The organism is Williamsia sp. Y712 (genome assembly GCF_059445525.1).
The window spans coordinates 270,114-284,437 of record NZ_JCAIUN010000001.1 but is presented as its reverse complement, the minus strand read 5'-3'; the positions used below and the strand labels follow the sequence as shown (position 1 = coordinate 284,437).

General features: G+C 63.1%; 16 protein-coding genes and 1 tRNA gene. 15 read left to right on the top strand and 2 right to left on the bottom strand.

Annotated features, from left to right (window positions below):
- Window positions 1–18: 18 nt before the first annotated feature.
- The 4 genes from AC1D75_RS01460 (at window position 19) to AC1D75_RS01445 (ending at window position 3,877) form a co-directional block, all read left to right on the top strand.
- Window positions 19–1,272, top strand: coding sequence for an alpha/beta fold hydrolase (locus AC1D75_RS01460; RefSeq protein WP_495513553.1), 1,254 nt, complete (start codon window positions 19–21; stop codon window positions 1,270–1,272).
- 99 nt (window positions 1,273–1,371) lie between these two features.
- The gene (locus tag AC1D75_RS01455; RefSeq protein WP_495513552.1) at window positions 1,372–2,316 is read left to right on the top strand and encodes a hypothetical protein; all 945 of its coding nucleotides are present in this window, start codon (window positions 1,372–1,374) and stop codon (window positions 2,314–2,316) included.
- Window positions 2,317–2,329: 13 nt separating this feature from the next.
- On the top strand, window positions 2,330–3,082 hold the full coding sequence (locus tag AC1D75_RS01450; RefSeq protein WP_495513551.1) for a class I SAM-dependent methyltransferase: 753 nt from the start codon (window positions 2,330–2,332) through the stop codon (window positions 3,080–3,082).
- Window positions 3,083–3,325: 243 nt separating this feature from the next.
- Window positions 3,326–3,877: a putative glycolipid-binding domain-containing protein gene (locus AC1D75_RS01445; protein ID WP_495515944.1), complete on the top strand. Its 552-nt coding sequence runs from the start codon at window positions 3,326–3,328 to the stop codon at window positions 3,875–3,877.
- A 30-nt stretch (window positions 3,878–3,907) separates the two neighbouring features.
- Here AC1D75_RS01445 and AC1D75_RS01440 read toward each other — a convergent pair whose 3' ends face one another.
- Window positions 3,908–4,867 carry a prephenate dehydrogenase gene (locus AC1D75_RS01440; RefSeq protein WP_495513550.1) on the bottom strand — a complete coding sequence of 320 codons (960 nt, stop codon included), beginning with the start codon at window positions 4,865–4,867 and terminating at the stop codon, window positions 3,908–3,910.
- Between the two features lie 94 nt (window positions 4,868–4,961).
- Here AC1D75_RS01440 and AC1D75_RS01435 point away from each other — a divergent pair, with 94 nt between their 5' ends.
- The 4 genes from AC1D75_RS01435 to AC1D75_RS01420 all read left to right on the top strand — a co-directional run bounded on the left by AC1D75_RS01435 (window position 4,962) and on the right by AC1D75_RS01420 (window position 6,548).
- On the top strand, window positions 4,962–5,471 hold the full coding sequence (locus tag AC1D75_RS01435) for a tRNA adenosine deaminase-associated protein (RefSeq protein WP_495513549.1): 510 nt from the start codon (window positions 4,962–4,964) through the stop codon (window positions 5,469–5,471).
- A 15-nt stretch (window positions 5,472–5,486) separates the two neighbouring features.
- The gene (locus tag AC1D75_RS01430) at window positions 5,487–5,945 is read left to right on the top strand and encodes a nucleoside deaminase (protein WP_495513548.1); all 459 of its coding nucleotides are present in this window, start codon (window positions 5,487–5,489) and stop codon (window positions 5,943–5,945) included.
- Window positions 5,946–6,170: 225 nt separating this feature from the next.
- Entirely contained in the window at window positions 6,171–6,380 is a 210-nt protein-coding gene (locus AC1D75_RS01425; RefSeq protein WP_482136958.1) for a CsbD family protein, read from the top strand.
- A 77-nt stretch (window positions 6,381–6,457) separates the two neighbouring features.
- Window positions 6,458–6,548: transfer RNA gene (locus AC1D75_RS01420), tRNA-Ser, on the top strand.
- A gap of 62 nt (window positions 6,549–6,610) precedes the next feature.
- Here AC1D75_RS01420 and AC1D75_RS01415 read toward each other — a convergent pair.
- The gene (locus AC1D75_RS01415; protein ID WP_495513547.1) at window positions 6,611–7,603 is read right to left on the bottom strand and encodes an NAD-dependent epimerase/dehydratase family protein; all 993 of its coding nucleotides are present in this window, start codon (window positions 7,601–7,603) and stop codon (window positions 6,611–6,613) included.
- A gap of 176 nt (window positions 7,604–7,779) precedes the next feature.
- On the opposite strand from AC1D75_RS01415, the gene AC1D75_RS01410 reads away from it, so the two are divergent.
- The 7 genes from AC1D75_RS01410 to AC1D75_RS01380 all read left to right on the top strand — a co-directional run bounded on the left by AC1D75_RS01410 (window position 7,780) and on the right by AC1D75_RS01380 (window position 14,281).
- The gene (locus AC1D75_RS01410) at window positions 7,780–8,394 is read left to right on the top strand and encodes a TetR/AcrR family transcriptional regulator (protein ID WP_495513546.1); all 615 of its coding nucleotides are present in this window, start codon (window positions 7,780–7,782) and stop codon (window positions 8,392–8,394) included.
- 330 nt (window positions 8,395–8,724) lie between these two features.
- Window positions 8,725–10,071: an aromatic ring-hydroxylating oxygenase subunit alpha gene (locus tag AC1D75_RS01405; protein ID WP_495513545.1), complete on the top strand. Its 1,347-nt coding sequence runs from the start codon at window positions 8,725–8,727 to the stop codon at window positions 10,069–10,071.
- Between the two features lie 29 nt (window positions 10,072–10,100).
- Entirely contained in the window at window positions 10,101–10,580 is a 480-nt protein-coding gene (locus AC1D75_RS01400; RefSeq protein WP_495515943.1) for a hypothetical protein, read from the top strand.
- Window positions 10,577–11,863 (top strand): cytochrome P450, encoded by a 1,287-nt coding sequence (locus tag AC1D75_RS01395; RefSeq protein WP_495513544.1) that lies wholly within the window; start codon window positions 10,577–10,579, stop codon window positions 11,861–11,863. Before AC1D75_RS01400 ends, AC1D75_RS01395 begins: the two co-directional genes overlap by 4 nt.
- Window positions 11,860–12,069: a ferredoxin gene (locus AC1D75_RS01390; RefSeq protein WP_495513543.1), complete on the top strand. Its 210-nt coding sequence runs from the start codon at window positions 11,860–11,862 to the stop codon at window positions 12,067–12,069. Before AC1D75_RS01395 ends, AC1D75_RS01390 begins: the two co-directional genes overlap by 4 nt.
- 41 nt (window positions 12,070–12,110) lie before the next feature.
- Entirely contained in the window at window positions 12,111–12,866 is a 756-nt protein-coding gene (locus AC1D75_RS01385) for an SDR family NAD(P)-dependent oxidoreductase (protein ID WP_495513542.1), read from the top strand.
- A 44-nt stretch (window positions 12,867–12,910) separates the two neighbouring features.
- The gene (locus tag AC1D75_RS01380; protein ID WP_495515942.1) at window positions 12,911–14,281 is read left to right on the top strand and encodes an ABC transporter substrate-binding protein; all 1,371 of its coding nucleotides are present in this window, start codon (window positions 12,911–12,913) and stop codon (window positions 14,279–14,281) included.
- Window positions 14,282–14,324: the final 43 nt, after the last annotated feature.

Sequence of the window (14,324 nt, the reverse complement as noted above, 5' to 3'; positions counted from 1 at the left end):
ACCGGTAGCGTCCACCGGGTGTCGCAGCCCAGACGTTTCGGTGCCCTGTTCGCCCTGCTCACCATTGCAGCCGCCGGGGTGATCACCGCGGCACCGCCGGTTGTCGCTGCGCCGGGGGACTTCTACAACACGAGCTCGGTGACGCCCGGTGAACCGGGGACGGTTGTGCGGCGGGAGGCGCTGGTGCCGTTCGGTGGGCTGGGCGCGGGGCATCGGGTGCTCTATTCGACCACCGACACCTTCGGCGCACCGATCCTCGTATCCGGTACCTCGCTCGAACCGGATGCGGTGTGGACCGGTCCGGGCCGAGTGCCATTGGTGGTGATCGGGCCCGGAACGCAGGGTCAGGGCGATCAGTGCGCACCGTCGAGGAACTTCGAAAAGGGATTCGGGACAACCGATATCGGCGGCACGACCAGTATTCAGGCCAACTATGAGGGATTCTTCGCCACGAGCTTCCTCGCGCAGGGATTCCGAGTTTTCGTGACCGACTATGTGGGGCTGGGAACTCCCGGCGTACATACCTATGCAAACCGTGCGGAAGCCGCGCACGCGATGCTCGACGGGGCGCGCGCAGCGTCTCCCGGGACCGGTCCGGTTGTGCTGTGGGGACATTCGCAGGGCGGAGCTGCCACCGCGGCCGCGGCCGAGCTGGCGCCGGAGTATGCGCCGGACCTGAATATCGCTGCCGGCTATGCGAGTTCGCCACCGGCAGATCTCCTTGCGGTGCAACGGTATATCGACGGCACCGGGCTGATGGCGGCTATCGGCTACACCATCAACGGATTTCTGGCGCGCTATCCGGAATTGCGCGGCCCTCTTGATGCACATTTGAACGACCACGGCCGCGCGGTGCTCGCCGATGTCGCCCAACAATGCCTGCTCGACTCCCGCAATGAGTACGGGAAACAGAGCACCGCCGGGTGGACCACCGACGGGCGCAGGCTCGACGAGGTGATCGCAGACCTGCCGACAGCCAGGGCCGTGGCCGACGAGCAGCGGATCGGCCGCCGAACGCCCGCCGCGCCGATCATGGTCACCGGTGCGGAGAACGACGACTTCATTCCCTATGCGCAGACCGCCACGCTGGTTCGTGACTGGTGTGCCCGAGGTGCGCCCGTCGTCCTGAACACCGACCGGATCCCCGCGGTCAATCCGGGTAGCGGCAACAACCACCTCGCCCCGGTGGTCGCCGATTACCCCGCGGGACTGCAGTTTGTACGCGACCGGCTGGCCGGACTGCCGGTCGAGGGTAACTGCGCCACCGTCTGATCCCGGTGGCGGAGTTGTCCCCGCGACGGCTGGGCAACGGCACAAACGTCAAGCGCCGGTAATGTCTGAACCCAGACCACCGACGTGAGGAGTGCACGCATGGGTCCCGGAAACGGAAACGATCCCGAGAATCCTGACCAGCCGACTTGGGGTGGTGGGCAGGACCCTGCGCAACCGCAGCAACCGTATTGGGGTGCGCCACCGGACCCGCAGGGCCAGGGGCCGAGCGGCACCACCCAGATGCCATCGCAGGATCCTCAGTACGGGCAGGCGCCGCAATACGGACAGGATCCGCAGTACGGACAACCGCAATACGGGCAGGATCCGCAGTACGGACAACCGCAATACGGGCAACCCCAATACGGGCAACCCCAATACGGTGGCGATCAGTACGGCGACCCCCAACACGGTGGCGATCAATACGGTCGGCCGGTTGTCGGTGGCCAGCCCGCCTACAGCCAGCAACCCGACTACAGCCAGCAATACCCGAACGCACCGTACGGCGGAGGTGGCCCACCCTACGGTGAACCCCCGTATGGCGGCTACGGAAACGGTGGTCAGCCCCCGGGCAACGGCGGAAACAAGAAGGCCGTACTGATCATTGCGGCGGTTGTTGCCGTTCTGGTGCTCGTCCTTGGCGGCATATTCGCCGCGGTGGCGTTGTCCGGCGATGACGGTGACGATTCGACCGCCGGATCGTCGTCGGTCGCCACATCGACCACGACGTCGGCCGATGAGACCGAAACCGACACGACCACAACAGAAACCACAACCACCAGCGAAGAACAGTCGGGCGACGTTACGTATGAGGTCACCGGCAATGCCTTCGTGATCACCTACACAGATGCCGAAGGCGTCGAGCAGACGGACGACGACCCGACATTGCCGTGGACCAAGTCGTTCGAAGGCAATCCGGAAGAACCCCTTGTACTCGGTGCGATTGCAATCGATGGCAGCGATGTCACGTGCACGATCAAGGTCGGTTCGAAAACGGTTTCCGAGGAGACGGGCCCGCTGGCGGCTTGCGTGAGTCTGGACTGGTGAGGCAACCGAACTCGTGACGGATCCGGACAAGCGCGCGCAGATGTCGACCTCCTTCGGGGAACAGGCGCGTGCGTACAGTCAGGGACGACCCGACTACCCGACCGAGGCAGTCGCCGAACTGCTCGACCCGGGTGCGCGGGTCGTCGCTGACATCGGTGCCGGCACAGGCAAACTCACTGCATCCCTGATCGAATCGGGTCGCACGGTGTATGCGGTGGAGCCAGATGCGGGGATGCTCGATGAATTGACGGCGCGCCTGCCGACGGTGCACGCGCTGATCGGAACGGCCGAGCAGATCCCGTTGGCGGACAACATCGCTGACTCCCTCGTGTTCGGTCAGGCGTGGCATTGGGTCCGTCCAGACGAGGCGGTGGCCGAGGCCGAGCGGGTTCTGCGGCCCGGCGGCACAGTGGGGTTGATCTGGAACATCCGTGACGAATCCGTGCCGTGGGTGCGCGAGTTGACCGGGATCGTGGCGGCCAGCGAAGGCGAACTGTATGTGGCCGCCGGCGTCCCCGAACTGGGCGGCGGATTCGGGCCGTTGGTACACCGGATCTCCCGATGGGACCGCACGTTGACCGCCGGACAGTTGATGGCCATGGTGGCCTCCCGTAGCGCGGTCATCACCGCCACCGGCCCCGACCGGGCCCGGATACTGTCCGAGGTCGAAGTGCTGGCCGACCAGGTGGCCGATGAGTCCGGGACCATCGTCCTGCCCTACCTCACGCATACCTACCGTTCTGAATTGAATCCGCCGCAGGCATGAGCACCGCTCGAGCAGCGTTCGCCGGATTCATCCCCTGGTCTGGTACCCCGAGGGCACGCTGCCCTCGATGCCGCCGGCGCGGACGAGCGGGCAAAGTTTCGAGGGTCTGATCGGCACTTATCCCCGGTTGGGTCGATAACCGACAACCCGGTCGCCTACCGTGGAGTCGTGAGTTCCCCAGACGTGTCCCAAGTGCCCGCTGAGCCTGCGCCCACGGTGGCGGGCAATGGCGATTTCAAGACCATGATGACCTGGCGCGGCATCGGTGCCGAACGCCTGGAACAGGTCCGGGTGACGGTGACCGGCAAACGGATCAAGGCCTATGGCCGGATCATCGCCGCGGCCACCGCCGATCATGAGGCATTCAGTGCCTCCTACGACCTGATCACCACGGACGCCGGTCTCACCAAGCGACTGTCCCTTCACCTGGTGCGGGCCAGCGGCGACACGCAGATCTCCATCACCCGAGACGGGCAGGACGTGTGGCTGGTCCAGACCGCTCGCGGTATGCAGCGCAGCGACTTCGGCGGTGCCCAGGACGTCGATCTGGCGTTGAGCCCCTTCTTGAACGCGCTGCCGATCCGTCGCCTCGGCCTGCAGGAGGCGTCCACGGCGCCCACCACGGTGCCGGTGGCATACCTCTACATTCCGTCCGGCGAGTTCTCGGCGGAATCGTTGCAGTACACCCCGGGCGAGACCGGAATCGGCATCGTCTCGCCGATGGCCCAGGCCACCATCACCGTCGACGAGAACGGCTTCGTCCGTGACTACCCCGGCCTGGCCGAGCGCATCTAGTACCGGCCACGAGACTTCACCCTCTCGGCACTAGCCGGTCCAGATGGCCCCGTCGCGGGCCGCATTACGCAGCTCGGCCTCCCAGCCGGGCGCCCCGATGGACACCGACACCGGCGGTCCGTCGACTCCGTTGACCCTGTCGTAGTGTTTGCGGGCCCGATGCCCGTCGGCCACCAGCGTCTCGACGGTGCCCTCGTCGCGCAGTTGGTCGCGCGCATACGTCAGCCGATCGATGGTCTCGCTGAGTGCGATCAGCAGCTCTGTCGAATTCGCCTCGAGCATGGCCCGCTGCGCCGTCGGCGACGTCCCGGCCACGCGGGTGACGTCCCGGAACGATCCGGCTGCCAATCGCAGAGCCAACTCGCCCTCGCCCGCGCCCACCGCGGCGGTGACCGCTGCCGTCAGATGTGGCAGGTGCGAGATCCCGGCGACGGCCCGGTCGTGTTCGTCGGAGGCCGCCGCGACCACCCGTGATCCGACATCGAGAGCCAGGTGCGCGACGGTCTGCCAGACCTGCGGATCGGCGCCGTCATCGGTTCCGACCACCCACACCGCGCCGGTGAACAGCTCGGGGTCGGTGGCAGGCCATCCGGACTCGGAGGTACCGGCCATCGGGTGTCCACCCACGAACCGGTGGGCCAGGCCGTGAGTGCGCGCCGCGTCGGCAACAGGTTGTTTCACGCTGACGACGTCGGTCAGCGGACAGTCAGGGGCATGCTCGGCCACCTGCGCGACCAGTGCGTCGATCGTCGGGGCCGGGGTCGCCAGCACGATCAGAGCAGAACTGTCCGCGGCCCGCAGCAGCGTCGCGACGAGATCGGACGAGGCGTCGAAGCCGTCGGCGACGGCGGCGTCCACCGTCTCCTGGGACCGGTTGTATCCGAAGGCGGTCCGACCGGCGGCCGCCGCGGCGCGGAGCAGGGAACCGCCGATCAGGCCGAGGCCGAGAACGCAGATTTGTGGCCGATGTGTCGGAGCGGTGTGTGTCACCTGTTCAGATTCGCATATCGCGGCTTCCGGCAATGCCGGGTGGCGCTGGTCAAGGGAGTTGGGTTTACCCGCGCCGCCCGCTACCGTGACCGCTATGGCTGGTGCGCGCGCGGATGAAGTAGATGGGTTTGCCATTGCGGTCGTCCGAGAGGACGGCAAGTGGACCCTCACCGCATTGGACAGCAATTCCCTCGGTGAACTGACGGAGACCGAGAATCTCCTGCGTGGCCTGCGCAGTGCGGGCGCGGTGTTCGGTCTGCTCGATGTCGACGACGAGTTCTTCATCGTCGTGCGTCCGTCGCCCTCGGGAACCAAGCTGTTCATCTCCGACGCCACCGCGGCCATCGATTACGACATCGCCGCCGATGTGCTCGAGGTCCTCAACGTCGACATCCCGGACATCGATCCCGACGAACTCGCCGACGTCGAGCCGTGGGAAGAGGGCGATCTCGCGATCCTCTCGGACCTCGGACTACCCGACTCGGTGATGAGTGTGATCGTCGGCGACACCGACCTGTACGCCGATGAGCAGATCGGGATGATCGCAGCGCGGTTGGGCTTTGCCGACGAGCTCGCGAAAACCCTTGAGGGTCTGGGCCATTAGACCTCTGGGGCGAGCATGAACATCGATGAGCAGTTGATCGAGGCCGCGCTCGCCGCAGCCGCACACGCCGATCCGCGGGATGTCCCGGTGGGCGCGGTGATCTTTGATCCGCAGGGGCATGTGATCGCCTCCGCGGCGAATGCGCGCGAAGCCACCTCTGATCCGACGGCGCATGCCGAAGTCCTTGCCATCCGGGCGGCTGTCGCAGTGCTGGGCGATGGCTGGCGGCTGACCGGATGCACCATTGCAGTCACACTCGAGCCGTGCACGATGTGCGCGGGCGCGATTACCCTGGCTCGGCTGGAGCGGCTTGTGTTCGGCGCCTGGGAGCCCAAGACGGGCGCTGTGGGGTCGCTCTGGGACGTTGTCCGCGACCGTCGCAACACCCATCGGCCACAGGTGCGTGGCGGTGTTCTGGAGGACAGATGCGCTGACGTCCTGCGCGATTTCTTCGCCTCCCACAGACCTTCCTGACCTGGTTCCCGGAACGCGATCTTCCTGAAGCGGGCGTCGAACCGGCGCGGTCGGCTGGTCAGATCACATCCGCGGCCTGTTGTGACGGCTGGGCGGTGGCCAGATGACCCCGAAAGTGGCACGTTGGAATTCGGTACCCAGGTGTTTACGGGTACCGGTCGGCTGGGTATGCGACTTGCATGCCGAAGAACACGGCCATCTGATCGAACCTGAAGGAGGATTGTCATGGGTGTTAGCGACGATGCAAAAAACAAGGCAGAAGATCTCAAGGGCCGCGGCAAAGAGGCCGCAGGAAGCCTGTCCGGCGACGATGAGCTGAAGGCCGAAGGCAAAGGCGACCAGGCCAGCGCGAGCGCCAAGCAGAAGGTCACCGACGCTGCCGACGCGGTCAAGCACAAGGCTGACGACCTCAAGAACAAGCTCACCGGCCACTAAAAGTCGAGCAGACTGCAAAAACCGGCCCTGACCAGCCGATTGCAGTCCTAGGCCGCCGCTGCGGTAATGTCTTCCGCGGTGGCGTGTCCGAGCGGCCGAAGGTGCAGCACTCGAAATGCTGTGTACGGTAACCCCGTACCGAGGGTTCAAATCCCTCCGCCACCGCCATGAGAATCCCCCCACCTCTCAGGTGGGGGGATTCTTGGTTTCGATGTGTTTGGGGTCGGGGATCAGCCGATGTCGTTTGCGCGGTAGAAGGTGACGGCGTCGCGTACCGAATCCTCGAATGGCGTGGTCTTCCAGCCGAGTTCACGTTCGGCCTTACTGTGGTCCAGTGCGCACATGTAGTCCCACATGTTGAACGCCCGTCTGACGAAGATGATGTCCCGCCGGATCAGTTTGCCGATCACCTGAAGAACTGACGCAGTTGCCAAGACCACAGGCAACGGCAATCCGAGCCACGGCGCTCGCTTCCCGCCGGCCGCAGTTGCCAGGGTGTGCAGTTCGCGCGAGGTCATGTATGTGTCAGAAATGATGTAGCGCTGCCCGTTACGGCCATGATGCATCGCCAGCACCATCGCTTCGGCGGCGTCGTCGATCGCGACGACCTCGTGCCGCAGACCGCGGAAGTAGAACGGTGCCTTGCCGGCCGAGATCCTCGCCAACATGCCGCCGTGCGGGGTCGGCTGCCAGTCGCGGGGCCCATAAGGGGTGGAGATGCAGAGTGCAACCGCCGGTAGTCCCTTGTTCGCGGCATAGCCCAACACCAAGTTCTCTGCGTCGACCCGGCACTGTGTGTACGCGCCGCCTTCGTCGTACCAGTTGAACGGATCGTCTTCGGTCACGGCTGTGCCGTCGGTGCGCACCGCAAGTGTCGCGATGGTGCTCATGAAGACGAACTTCTCGAGTTCGGCGTCGACCGCGACATCGAGAACGTTGCGCAATCCGTCGACGTTCGTGCGAAACAGCGGCGCCGGATCTCTCAGCCACGCCCGCGCGTCCACGACGCAATAGAAGACGACGTCGCACCCGGCCATCGCGGTGCGCAGGGCCTCGGCGTCCCAGACATCGCCGTAGCAGCGCTCGACGTCCAGATCCTCGATGCCCTTCACTGAACTGGTCTTGCGAAGCATCACTCGGACGTCCTCGCCGCGCTCGGCCAGTTTCCTGGTCACGTTCGAGCCAACGAAGCCGCTGGCCCCGATCACCAATTTCTTTGCCATTGAATGCCTTTGCGTTGTTGATCGACCCGCGACTGGCGGGGGTCGGAGAGGGGAGGCAACACGATTTGATCGATTGATCAAATCGTGTTGCCTATGATGCGGGTCACATTGTGGCGTGTCAAGGGTGGCGGGTGGCGGTTCTGATCCGTCACCTGCCCGTATGCGAGGATGAGCGAATGGTCGAACGTTGGACACGCGAGCGACGTCTCGAACACACTCGCGGTCTTTTGTTGGATGCGGCCGAAGAGCTGTTTGCGCGCAAGGGTTTTGGCTCCACGCCGCTGGAGGACATCGCGGAAGCCGCGGGATACACCAGAAGTGCGATCTATTCACACTTCGGTACCAAGTCCGAGCTTTTCGTCGCCGTCATCCAGCGCAGTCGGGAGCGGTTCCTGGATGGCTTCACCGACCTGATCGCGTCCCTGCATCGGTTGGATGATCTCAATCTCGATGTCCTCGCGGACCGTTGGCGCGAGCTGAGCCTGAGTCAAGACGGCCCGGATCGGGCTGCGCTGGGGTACGAGTTCACCCTGTTCTTGCTGCGCAATCCCGATGCCCGCGAGCGCGTTGCGGCCCAGCGGCTCGAGGCGATCCGGTCCTTGGGTGAATACATCACAAGGGATGTCACCCGGATCGGCGCCACCCTGACCATTCCGGCGGAAACGTTGGCGCACGTGATCATCGCGACCAATGATGCCGTGACGCTCAACAGCAGCGTCGACGACGAAGACCTCTACCGTCCCTTTTTGCAGATGGTCGTCTCCAGCATCGTGCCGCCCAGCGGCGGGTAGATGCCCCGGCCGATCGGCCTCACTCGAAGTCCAGACCACCTGCGGTTCCAACGCAGGTGGCCTTTTTTTGATTTGAATACCCCTCTACCTGCGGAAATGTTCCCAAAAAGACGGTCTTGCACTTTATGTACATCTTTGTACAATAGTGCTGTGGATCACAGCTAGCCCATGATCCCGGCCATACACAGCAGCCAATGTTCCGATCGACATCTCGCCACGAAGGTTCACTCAGCGCGCACCGGTCAACGGGTGGCGCGCGATGACCGCACTCGCATATCGATGTCGCTCGGACCGCTCGGCTGTCACCACCGACGAAGAGAGCGTGAACCAATGGAAACAGCGAGGACCGGAGAATGGGTCGACGAGGCCCGCGGGCTTGCCGAGTACGAGTCCCATGGGTTTCCCACCGAGATTCCGAATTCCGAATACACCTCTCCTGAGTTCCAGGAGCAGGAGCGCGACAAGATCTGGATGAAGGTCTGGCAATTCGCCGGTCGCGTAAGCGAATTGCCCAATGTCGGCGACTGGAAAGAGTACAAGGTCCTCGACCAGACCTACATCATCGTGCGCGGCAAGGACGGCCAGATCCGCGGATTCGTAAATGCATGCCGGCATCGCGGGAATGTGTTGTGCCAGGGCGCCGGTAACGCCAAGCGCGGATTCCTCTGTCAGTACCACCTCTGGTCCTACGACCTGGAAGGCAAGCTACGCGGCATGCTCCGCGAGAATTCGCAGGGTGAGGTCGACAAGGATGACCTGTCACTGGTCTCGGTGCCGGTGGATACCTTCGGTGGCTTCATCTTTCTCAATCCCGACCCCGACGCCGCGCCGCTGTCGGACTATCTCGGTGCCGAGGTTTCCAAGCTGCTGGAGCCGTACTCCCTCGAAGAGATGACCACGGTCATGAACGTGCGAGAGCGGATCAATTGCAACTGGAAAGTTGTCATGGACGCCTTCGAGGAGGGTTACCACATCTCGGGTATCCATCCCGAACTGCTGAATGTCATTGCGTTGGACCCGAAAACGAGCCGATACCGCTTCTTCGAGAATCACAGCGTGGCCTGCGCGCCGTTTGATGTGGCGAACTCGATCTCTGCGGATGACGAGATCATGGGAATCAAGGCACTTCCGGAGACCTTCCCGGGAACCGCGGCGGTGTTGCCGCGCTTCGATGAACTGGTCAGCGCCTATCAGGGTGCGGACGGGAAAGTCAGCTTCCCTGAAGGGGTGACCGGCCGGACGATCTTGCAGCAGGCCACCCGTGACACTTTCACCGGCATGGGTCTCGACGTCAGTGGGCTCACCGAAGCGCAGATGAGTGACAACCACGGATGGGTGCTGTTCCCGAACTTTTTCATGACAGTTCGGGCCGGCGAGGCGCATGTGGTCATGGCAGTCCCTGATCCCGACGGTGATCCCAACTGGTGCATCTGGCACGTGGCCAGTTTCATGTGGTTGCCCGAGGAGTTGCGGGATGTGTACAAGGCGGAGCTGATCGAGGTCGATGAACCCGGCAGTTACAAGTACTTCCTTGCGCTGCAACAGGACTACGAGCAGATGCCCAGGCAGCAGCGGGGATTGAAGAACAAGGGGCTCAAGTACATGTCCTTGGTGCGAGAGGAAATCGTCGTCTCCCACTTCCATTCTGTTCTGAACAAACACATCGCAGGCCTGTGAAGTTTGACATGCCTCGAATTGGAGAAGAAATGACAGTGTCTTTGAAGGACGTCAACGATGTTATCGACAATTACACCGGGCTATCGCGCAAGGCTTTGGAATATGGTCTCGTCACAAAGGAGATCGTGGCGGGAGCAGCCAAGGAGCCCGGGTTTTCGGTCGATAGTTGGGCTCCCCTGGCTGACCTGATCGCGGTTGACGTCTTCGAGCGTGTTGGCAACTTCAAAGAGGTCATGAACTGGACCGACTATGTGAACTTTCTGACCGCCTGGGCCGGCAATGCCGACTGGGACTGCTCATTCAAGCGGGTCACCGAGAGCGGAAGCACCGTATTCCTGGAGCTCGAGGAGCGCAGCACGATCGGGGAGTTCAAGAGCGTTGTCAACTCCGTGTCGGTCTACGAATTCGACGAATCGGGAAAGGTCACACATATCGACGTGTATCTGCAGATGGCGCTGCCGGAGGGTGACATGTTCGGTAGCTATGAGGGGGTGACGATTTCAGAGTGAGTGCACCCGAGAACCTCGATGAGGTCGACTTCTTCATCGACAACGAATTGCTGTCGGATCCGTACGACTATCTCGCGGCCGTCCGCAATGAATGTCCGGTACGGAGAGAGAGCCACCACGACGTGGTGATGATCACCGGCTACGAAGAGGCCCTGGAGATCTACAACGACCCCGCACGCTTCTCGTCGTGCATCTCGGTCGCCGGGCCCTTCCCCGGCTTCCCGGTACCCCTTGAAGGCGATGATATTTCGGAGCTGATCGAGAAGCATCGCCCCCAGCTGATCATGAATGATCAACTGCCTACGATGGATCCGCCCGTTCACACCGCCCACCGGGCACTGCTTTTGCGGATGATCACACCAAAGCGGTTGAAGGAGAACGAGGAGTTCATGTGGAGACTGGCGGATCGCCAGCTCGATGAGGTGCTCGTCGATGGCCGATGTGAGTTCAACGGCGGATTTGCCACACCGTTCGCGATGCTTGTCATTGCCGATCTCCTGGGTGTGCCGGAGGCCTCGCACGACGAGTTCCGCGACGCGCTGCTCAGTGGACCGACCATCGGGAGCAGCACCGGTGACGCGATGGAGCATTCCCCGCTGGGGTACCTCTACGAGAAGTTCACCGAGTACATCGAGGACCGTCGCAGTGCTCCGCGCGGCGACGTCCTCACCGGTGTCGCCTCGGCAACATTCCCGGACGGGAGTGTTCCAGAGGTGTCCGATGCAGTGGCCGTCGCAGCGAATCTCTTTGCTGCAGGCCAGGAAACGACGGTGCGTCTGCTCAGTTCAGCCGTGAAGATGATCGCCGAGGACGTCGAGCTCCAAGCCAGGTTGCGCGCCGACCGCAGCCTTCTCCCGGCATTCATCGAGGAGGCGCTGCGTTACGAGAGCCCGGTGCGTGGCGACTTTCGGTTGTCGAAGGTCCCGGTGAATGTCGGCGGAGTCGATGTGCCGGCCGGGACCACCCTGATGCTGATCAACGCGGCGTTGAACCGGGATCCCCGAAAGTTCCCCGAACCCGACGTATTCGACGTCGATCGGTCGAACGCGCGGAGCCACGTTGCGTTCGGCCGCGGTATCCACAGCTGCCCGGGCGCACCCTTGGCCCGGGCCGAGGCCGTGGTGAGTTTGGAGCGCCTTCTCGACCGGACTGCTGACATCTGGATCGACGAGGAGCATCACGGTCCCCCCGGGGATCGCCGGTACAGCTACCTTCCGACGTTTGTCCTGCGTGGATTGACCCACTTGCACATCGGGTTCAGCCCGGCTGGTGGCGGCTCGTGATCCTTCATGTCGACTCCGATCGGTGCGCCGGTCACGGGGCATGTGTTGCCACCTGCCCTGAGGTTTTCGCCTTCGCCGACGACGGCTTTGCGGAGGTGGTGATGGATCGGATTCCAGACGAGCTCGCCGAACTGGCGGGGCAGGCCCGGAGTCATTGCCCGGAACAGGCAATCCGGCCGGGATCGTCCACCGCTGCAGCGGAATAGAAAGTGTTCATCCGATTCAGTGTCTGAAAGGACTACAGATCATGCCCTTTGGGGGAACCACTGCGGTTGTGACCGGCGGTGCGTCGGGTCTCGGCCTGGCCATCGCCGAGGGTCTGATCGCCCGCGGAACTCAGGTCGCCATCTTCGACATCCAAGCCGAACAGCTCGAACTCGAGGTCAAGCGTCTGCGAGAAGCGGGAGCCACGGTCAACGGTTACGTGGTCGATGTCTCTGATCGCGGCCAGGTCCAATCCGCAATGGAACAAGTGCGATTCGACTTCGGACCGGTGCTCATCTTGATCAACAACGCCGGGATCGAACAGTTCGGGAAGTTCGACGAGATCTCAGACGAGTTCTGGGATCGAGTGATGGCGATCAATCTTCGCGGACCGTTCATCTGTACGCAGGAAGCGCTGCCCGACATGAAGGCGGCGCAGTGGGGACGGGTGGTCAACATCTCCTCGTCGAGTGCGCAGGGCGGACAGTCGCAGATGGCGGCCTACGTCAGCTCGAAGGCCGGGTTGATCGGTCTGACAAAGAGTTTGGCGCTGGAGCTGGGTAGGTTCGGCATCACCGTCAACACGGTTCCACCGGGAATGGTGGTGACGCCACTACTGGAGAAGGCAATCGCGGAAGGGCGTTTCACCGCCTCGCTGGAGCATTTCGCCAAGATCACCCCGGTCAAGCGCGCCGGTCGGCCCGAAGACATCGCCAACGCGACGGTCTTTCTCTGCCAGGACGAGTCGTCGTACATCACGGGCCAGGTCATCGGTGTCAATGGTGGTCGAAGGACATGAGCGCCGTGTACATGAAAGGAACAACGAACGTGAAAACCCATCGTATGTTGATCGCCCTGATGGCATCCGTGCTGCTGGTGGCCGGATGTAGCGACCGTGGCGGCGGCGGTGCCGAGGAGGCCGGGGGTGGAGGCGAAACGGCTGCTGCCGGTACAGTTTCCAGCAGCTTCGGCGACCTCGCCGACGTCTGTCAGGAAGGCGACGCGAAGGGCTCTCCGACTCAGGGGGTGACCGACGATCAGATTCAGGTCGGTGTCTTCTCGGACGTCGGTTTCACAAAGAACGAGGAATTTGTCGCCGCCGCACAGATTTTCAGCGATTGGTGCAATGACAACGGTGGTATCAATGGCCGCGAGATCGTTGCCAACATACGTGATACCAAGTTCATGGATGTCCGCAAGCAGATGGTCGAGGCCTGCGCCACCGACTTCGCGCTCGTCGGAGGCGGCGCCGGGCTCGACGGACTCGGCGTCAAGGAGCGGCTGAGCTGTGGGCTACCGACATTCACCGCTCAGGTTGCCCAGGTGGCGTCCGCAGGCGCCGATCTGGAGATCAGTGCCGATCCGAGCCTGACCCCGGGTTATGACCCGTATTACGGTTACCGATCCTGGCTGATCAACGACGCCTATCCGGGTTCGAAGAACCTGGTGGGCATCATCAACGGGGACTCCCCGGTGACCAAACTGATGGGCGAGCAGGCGGTTGAAGCCGTGGAGGCCGCCGGAGGGAGCTTCGTCTACAACGACCTGTATCCCGCGATGGGCGTCTCGGACTGGACGCCCTATGCGCAAACCATCAAGAGCAAGGGTGTGAAGGGGTTGATCTGGTACGGCGAGTTTCGGCAGTTGGCCAAACTCGAATCCGTGCTGACCTCGATGGACTACAAGCTCGACTGGATCGACACGAACAACAGTGCCTATGGCGAAGAGTTCATCGGACTGCTGGGCACGTCCGCCGAGGCGCAGAACAACTATCTGGATCTCGGTGGCAATGCACCGTTGAACAGTGATGCTCCGGCGATCAAGGAATTGCTGGCCCTGCAGGCTGAGTACGCCCCGGATTCCCTGTTGACGCTGCCTGCGATCAGGGCCATGTCCTCGTGGTTGCTCTTCGCGAAGGCGGCGGCATCCTGTGGCGACGATCTGACCCGGACCTGCGTCTATGAGGCGGCCAAGACCGAGACCGCGTGGACCGGGGGCGGTTTGCACGTGCCGCACAACCTGGCCGAGCCGATCCCACCGTCGCCCTGCTTCAACGTCGAGGTGGCACGGCCGCAGGGCTGGGAGGCCGCGGACTTCGGACCGGATGTCGATGGCCTCTACCGCTGCGATATCCCGCCGCTGAAGTACACGACCGACTTCGGTCAGCCGATGACACTGGCGGATGTCGGAAAGAGTATGGCCGACATCAAGTAGGTGCCGAACTGTTGCCGGGCAGGGGACCGTATCGCCGTGGTCT

Bases quoted from the DNA above. Each gene is read 5' to 3' on its own strand.
- AC1D75_RS01455 (WP_495513552.1), top strand. From the start codon at position 1,372: ATGGGTCCCGGAAACGGAAACGATCCCGAGAATCCTGACCAGCCGACT.
- AC1D75_RS01445 (WP_495515944.1), top strand. From the start codon at position 3,326: ATGATGACCTGGCGCGGCATCGGTGCCGAACGCCTGGAACAGGTCCGG.
- AC1D75_RS01435 (WP_495513549.1), top strand. From the start codon at position 4,962: ATGGCTGGTGCGCGCGCGGATGAAGTAGATGGGTTTGCCATTGCGGTC.
- AC1D75_RS01430 (WP_495513548.1), top strand. From the start codon at position 5,487: ATGAACATCGATGAGCAGTTGATCGAGGCCGCGCTCGCCGCAGCCGCA.
- AC1D75_RS01425 (WP_482136958.1), top strand. From the start codon at position 6,171: ATGGGTGTTAGCGACGATGCAAAAAACAAGGCAGAAGATCTCAAGGGC.
- AC1D75_RS01415 (WP_495513547.1), bottom strand. From the start codon at position 7,603: ATGGCAAAGAAATTGGTGATCGGGGCCAGCGGCTTCGTTGGCTCGAAC.
- AC1D75_RS01410 (WP_495513546.1), top strand. From the start codon at position 7,780: ATGGTCGAACGTTGGACACGCGAGCGACGTCTCGAACACACTCGCGGT.
- AC1D75_RS01405 (WP_495513545.1), top strand. From the start codon at position 8,725: ATGGAAACAGCGAGGACCGGAGAATGGGTCGACGAGGCCCGCGGGCTT.
- AC1D75_RS01400 (WP_495515943.1), top strand. From the start codon at position 10,101: ATGACAGTGTCTTTGAAGGACGTCAACGATGTTATCGACAATTACACC.
- AC1D75_RS01385 (WP_495513542.1), top strand. From the start codon at position 12,111: ATGCCCTTTGGGGGAACCACTGCGGTTGTGACCGGCGGTGCGTCGGGT.
- AC1D75_RS01380 (WP_495515942.1), top strand. From the start codon at position 12,911: ATGTTGATCGCCCTGATGGCATCCGTGCTGCTGGTGGCCGGATGTAGC.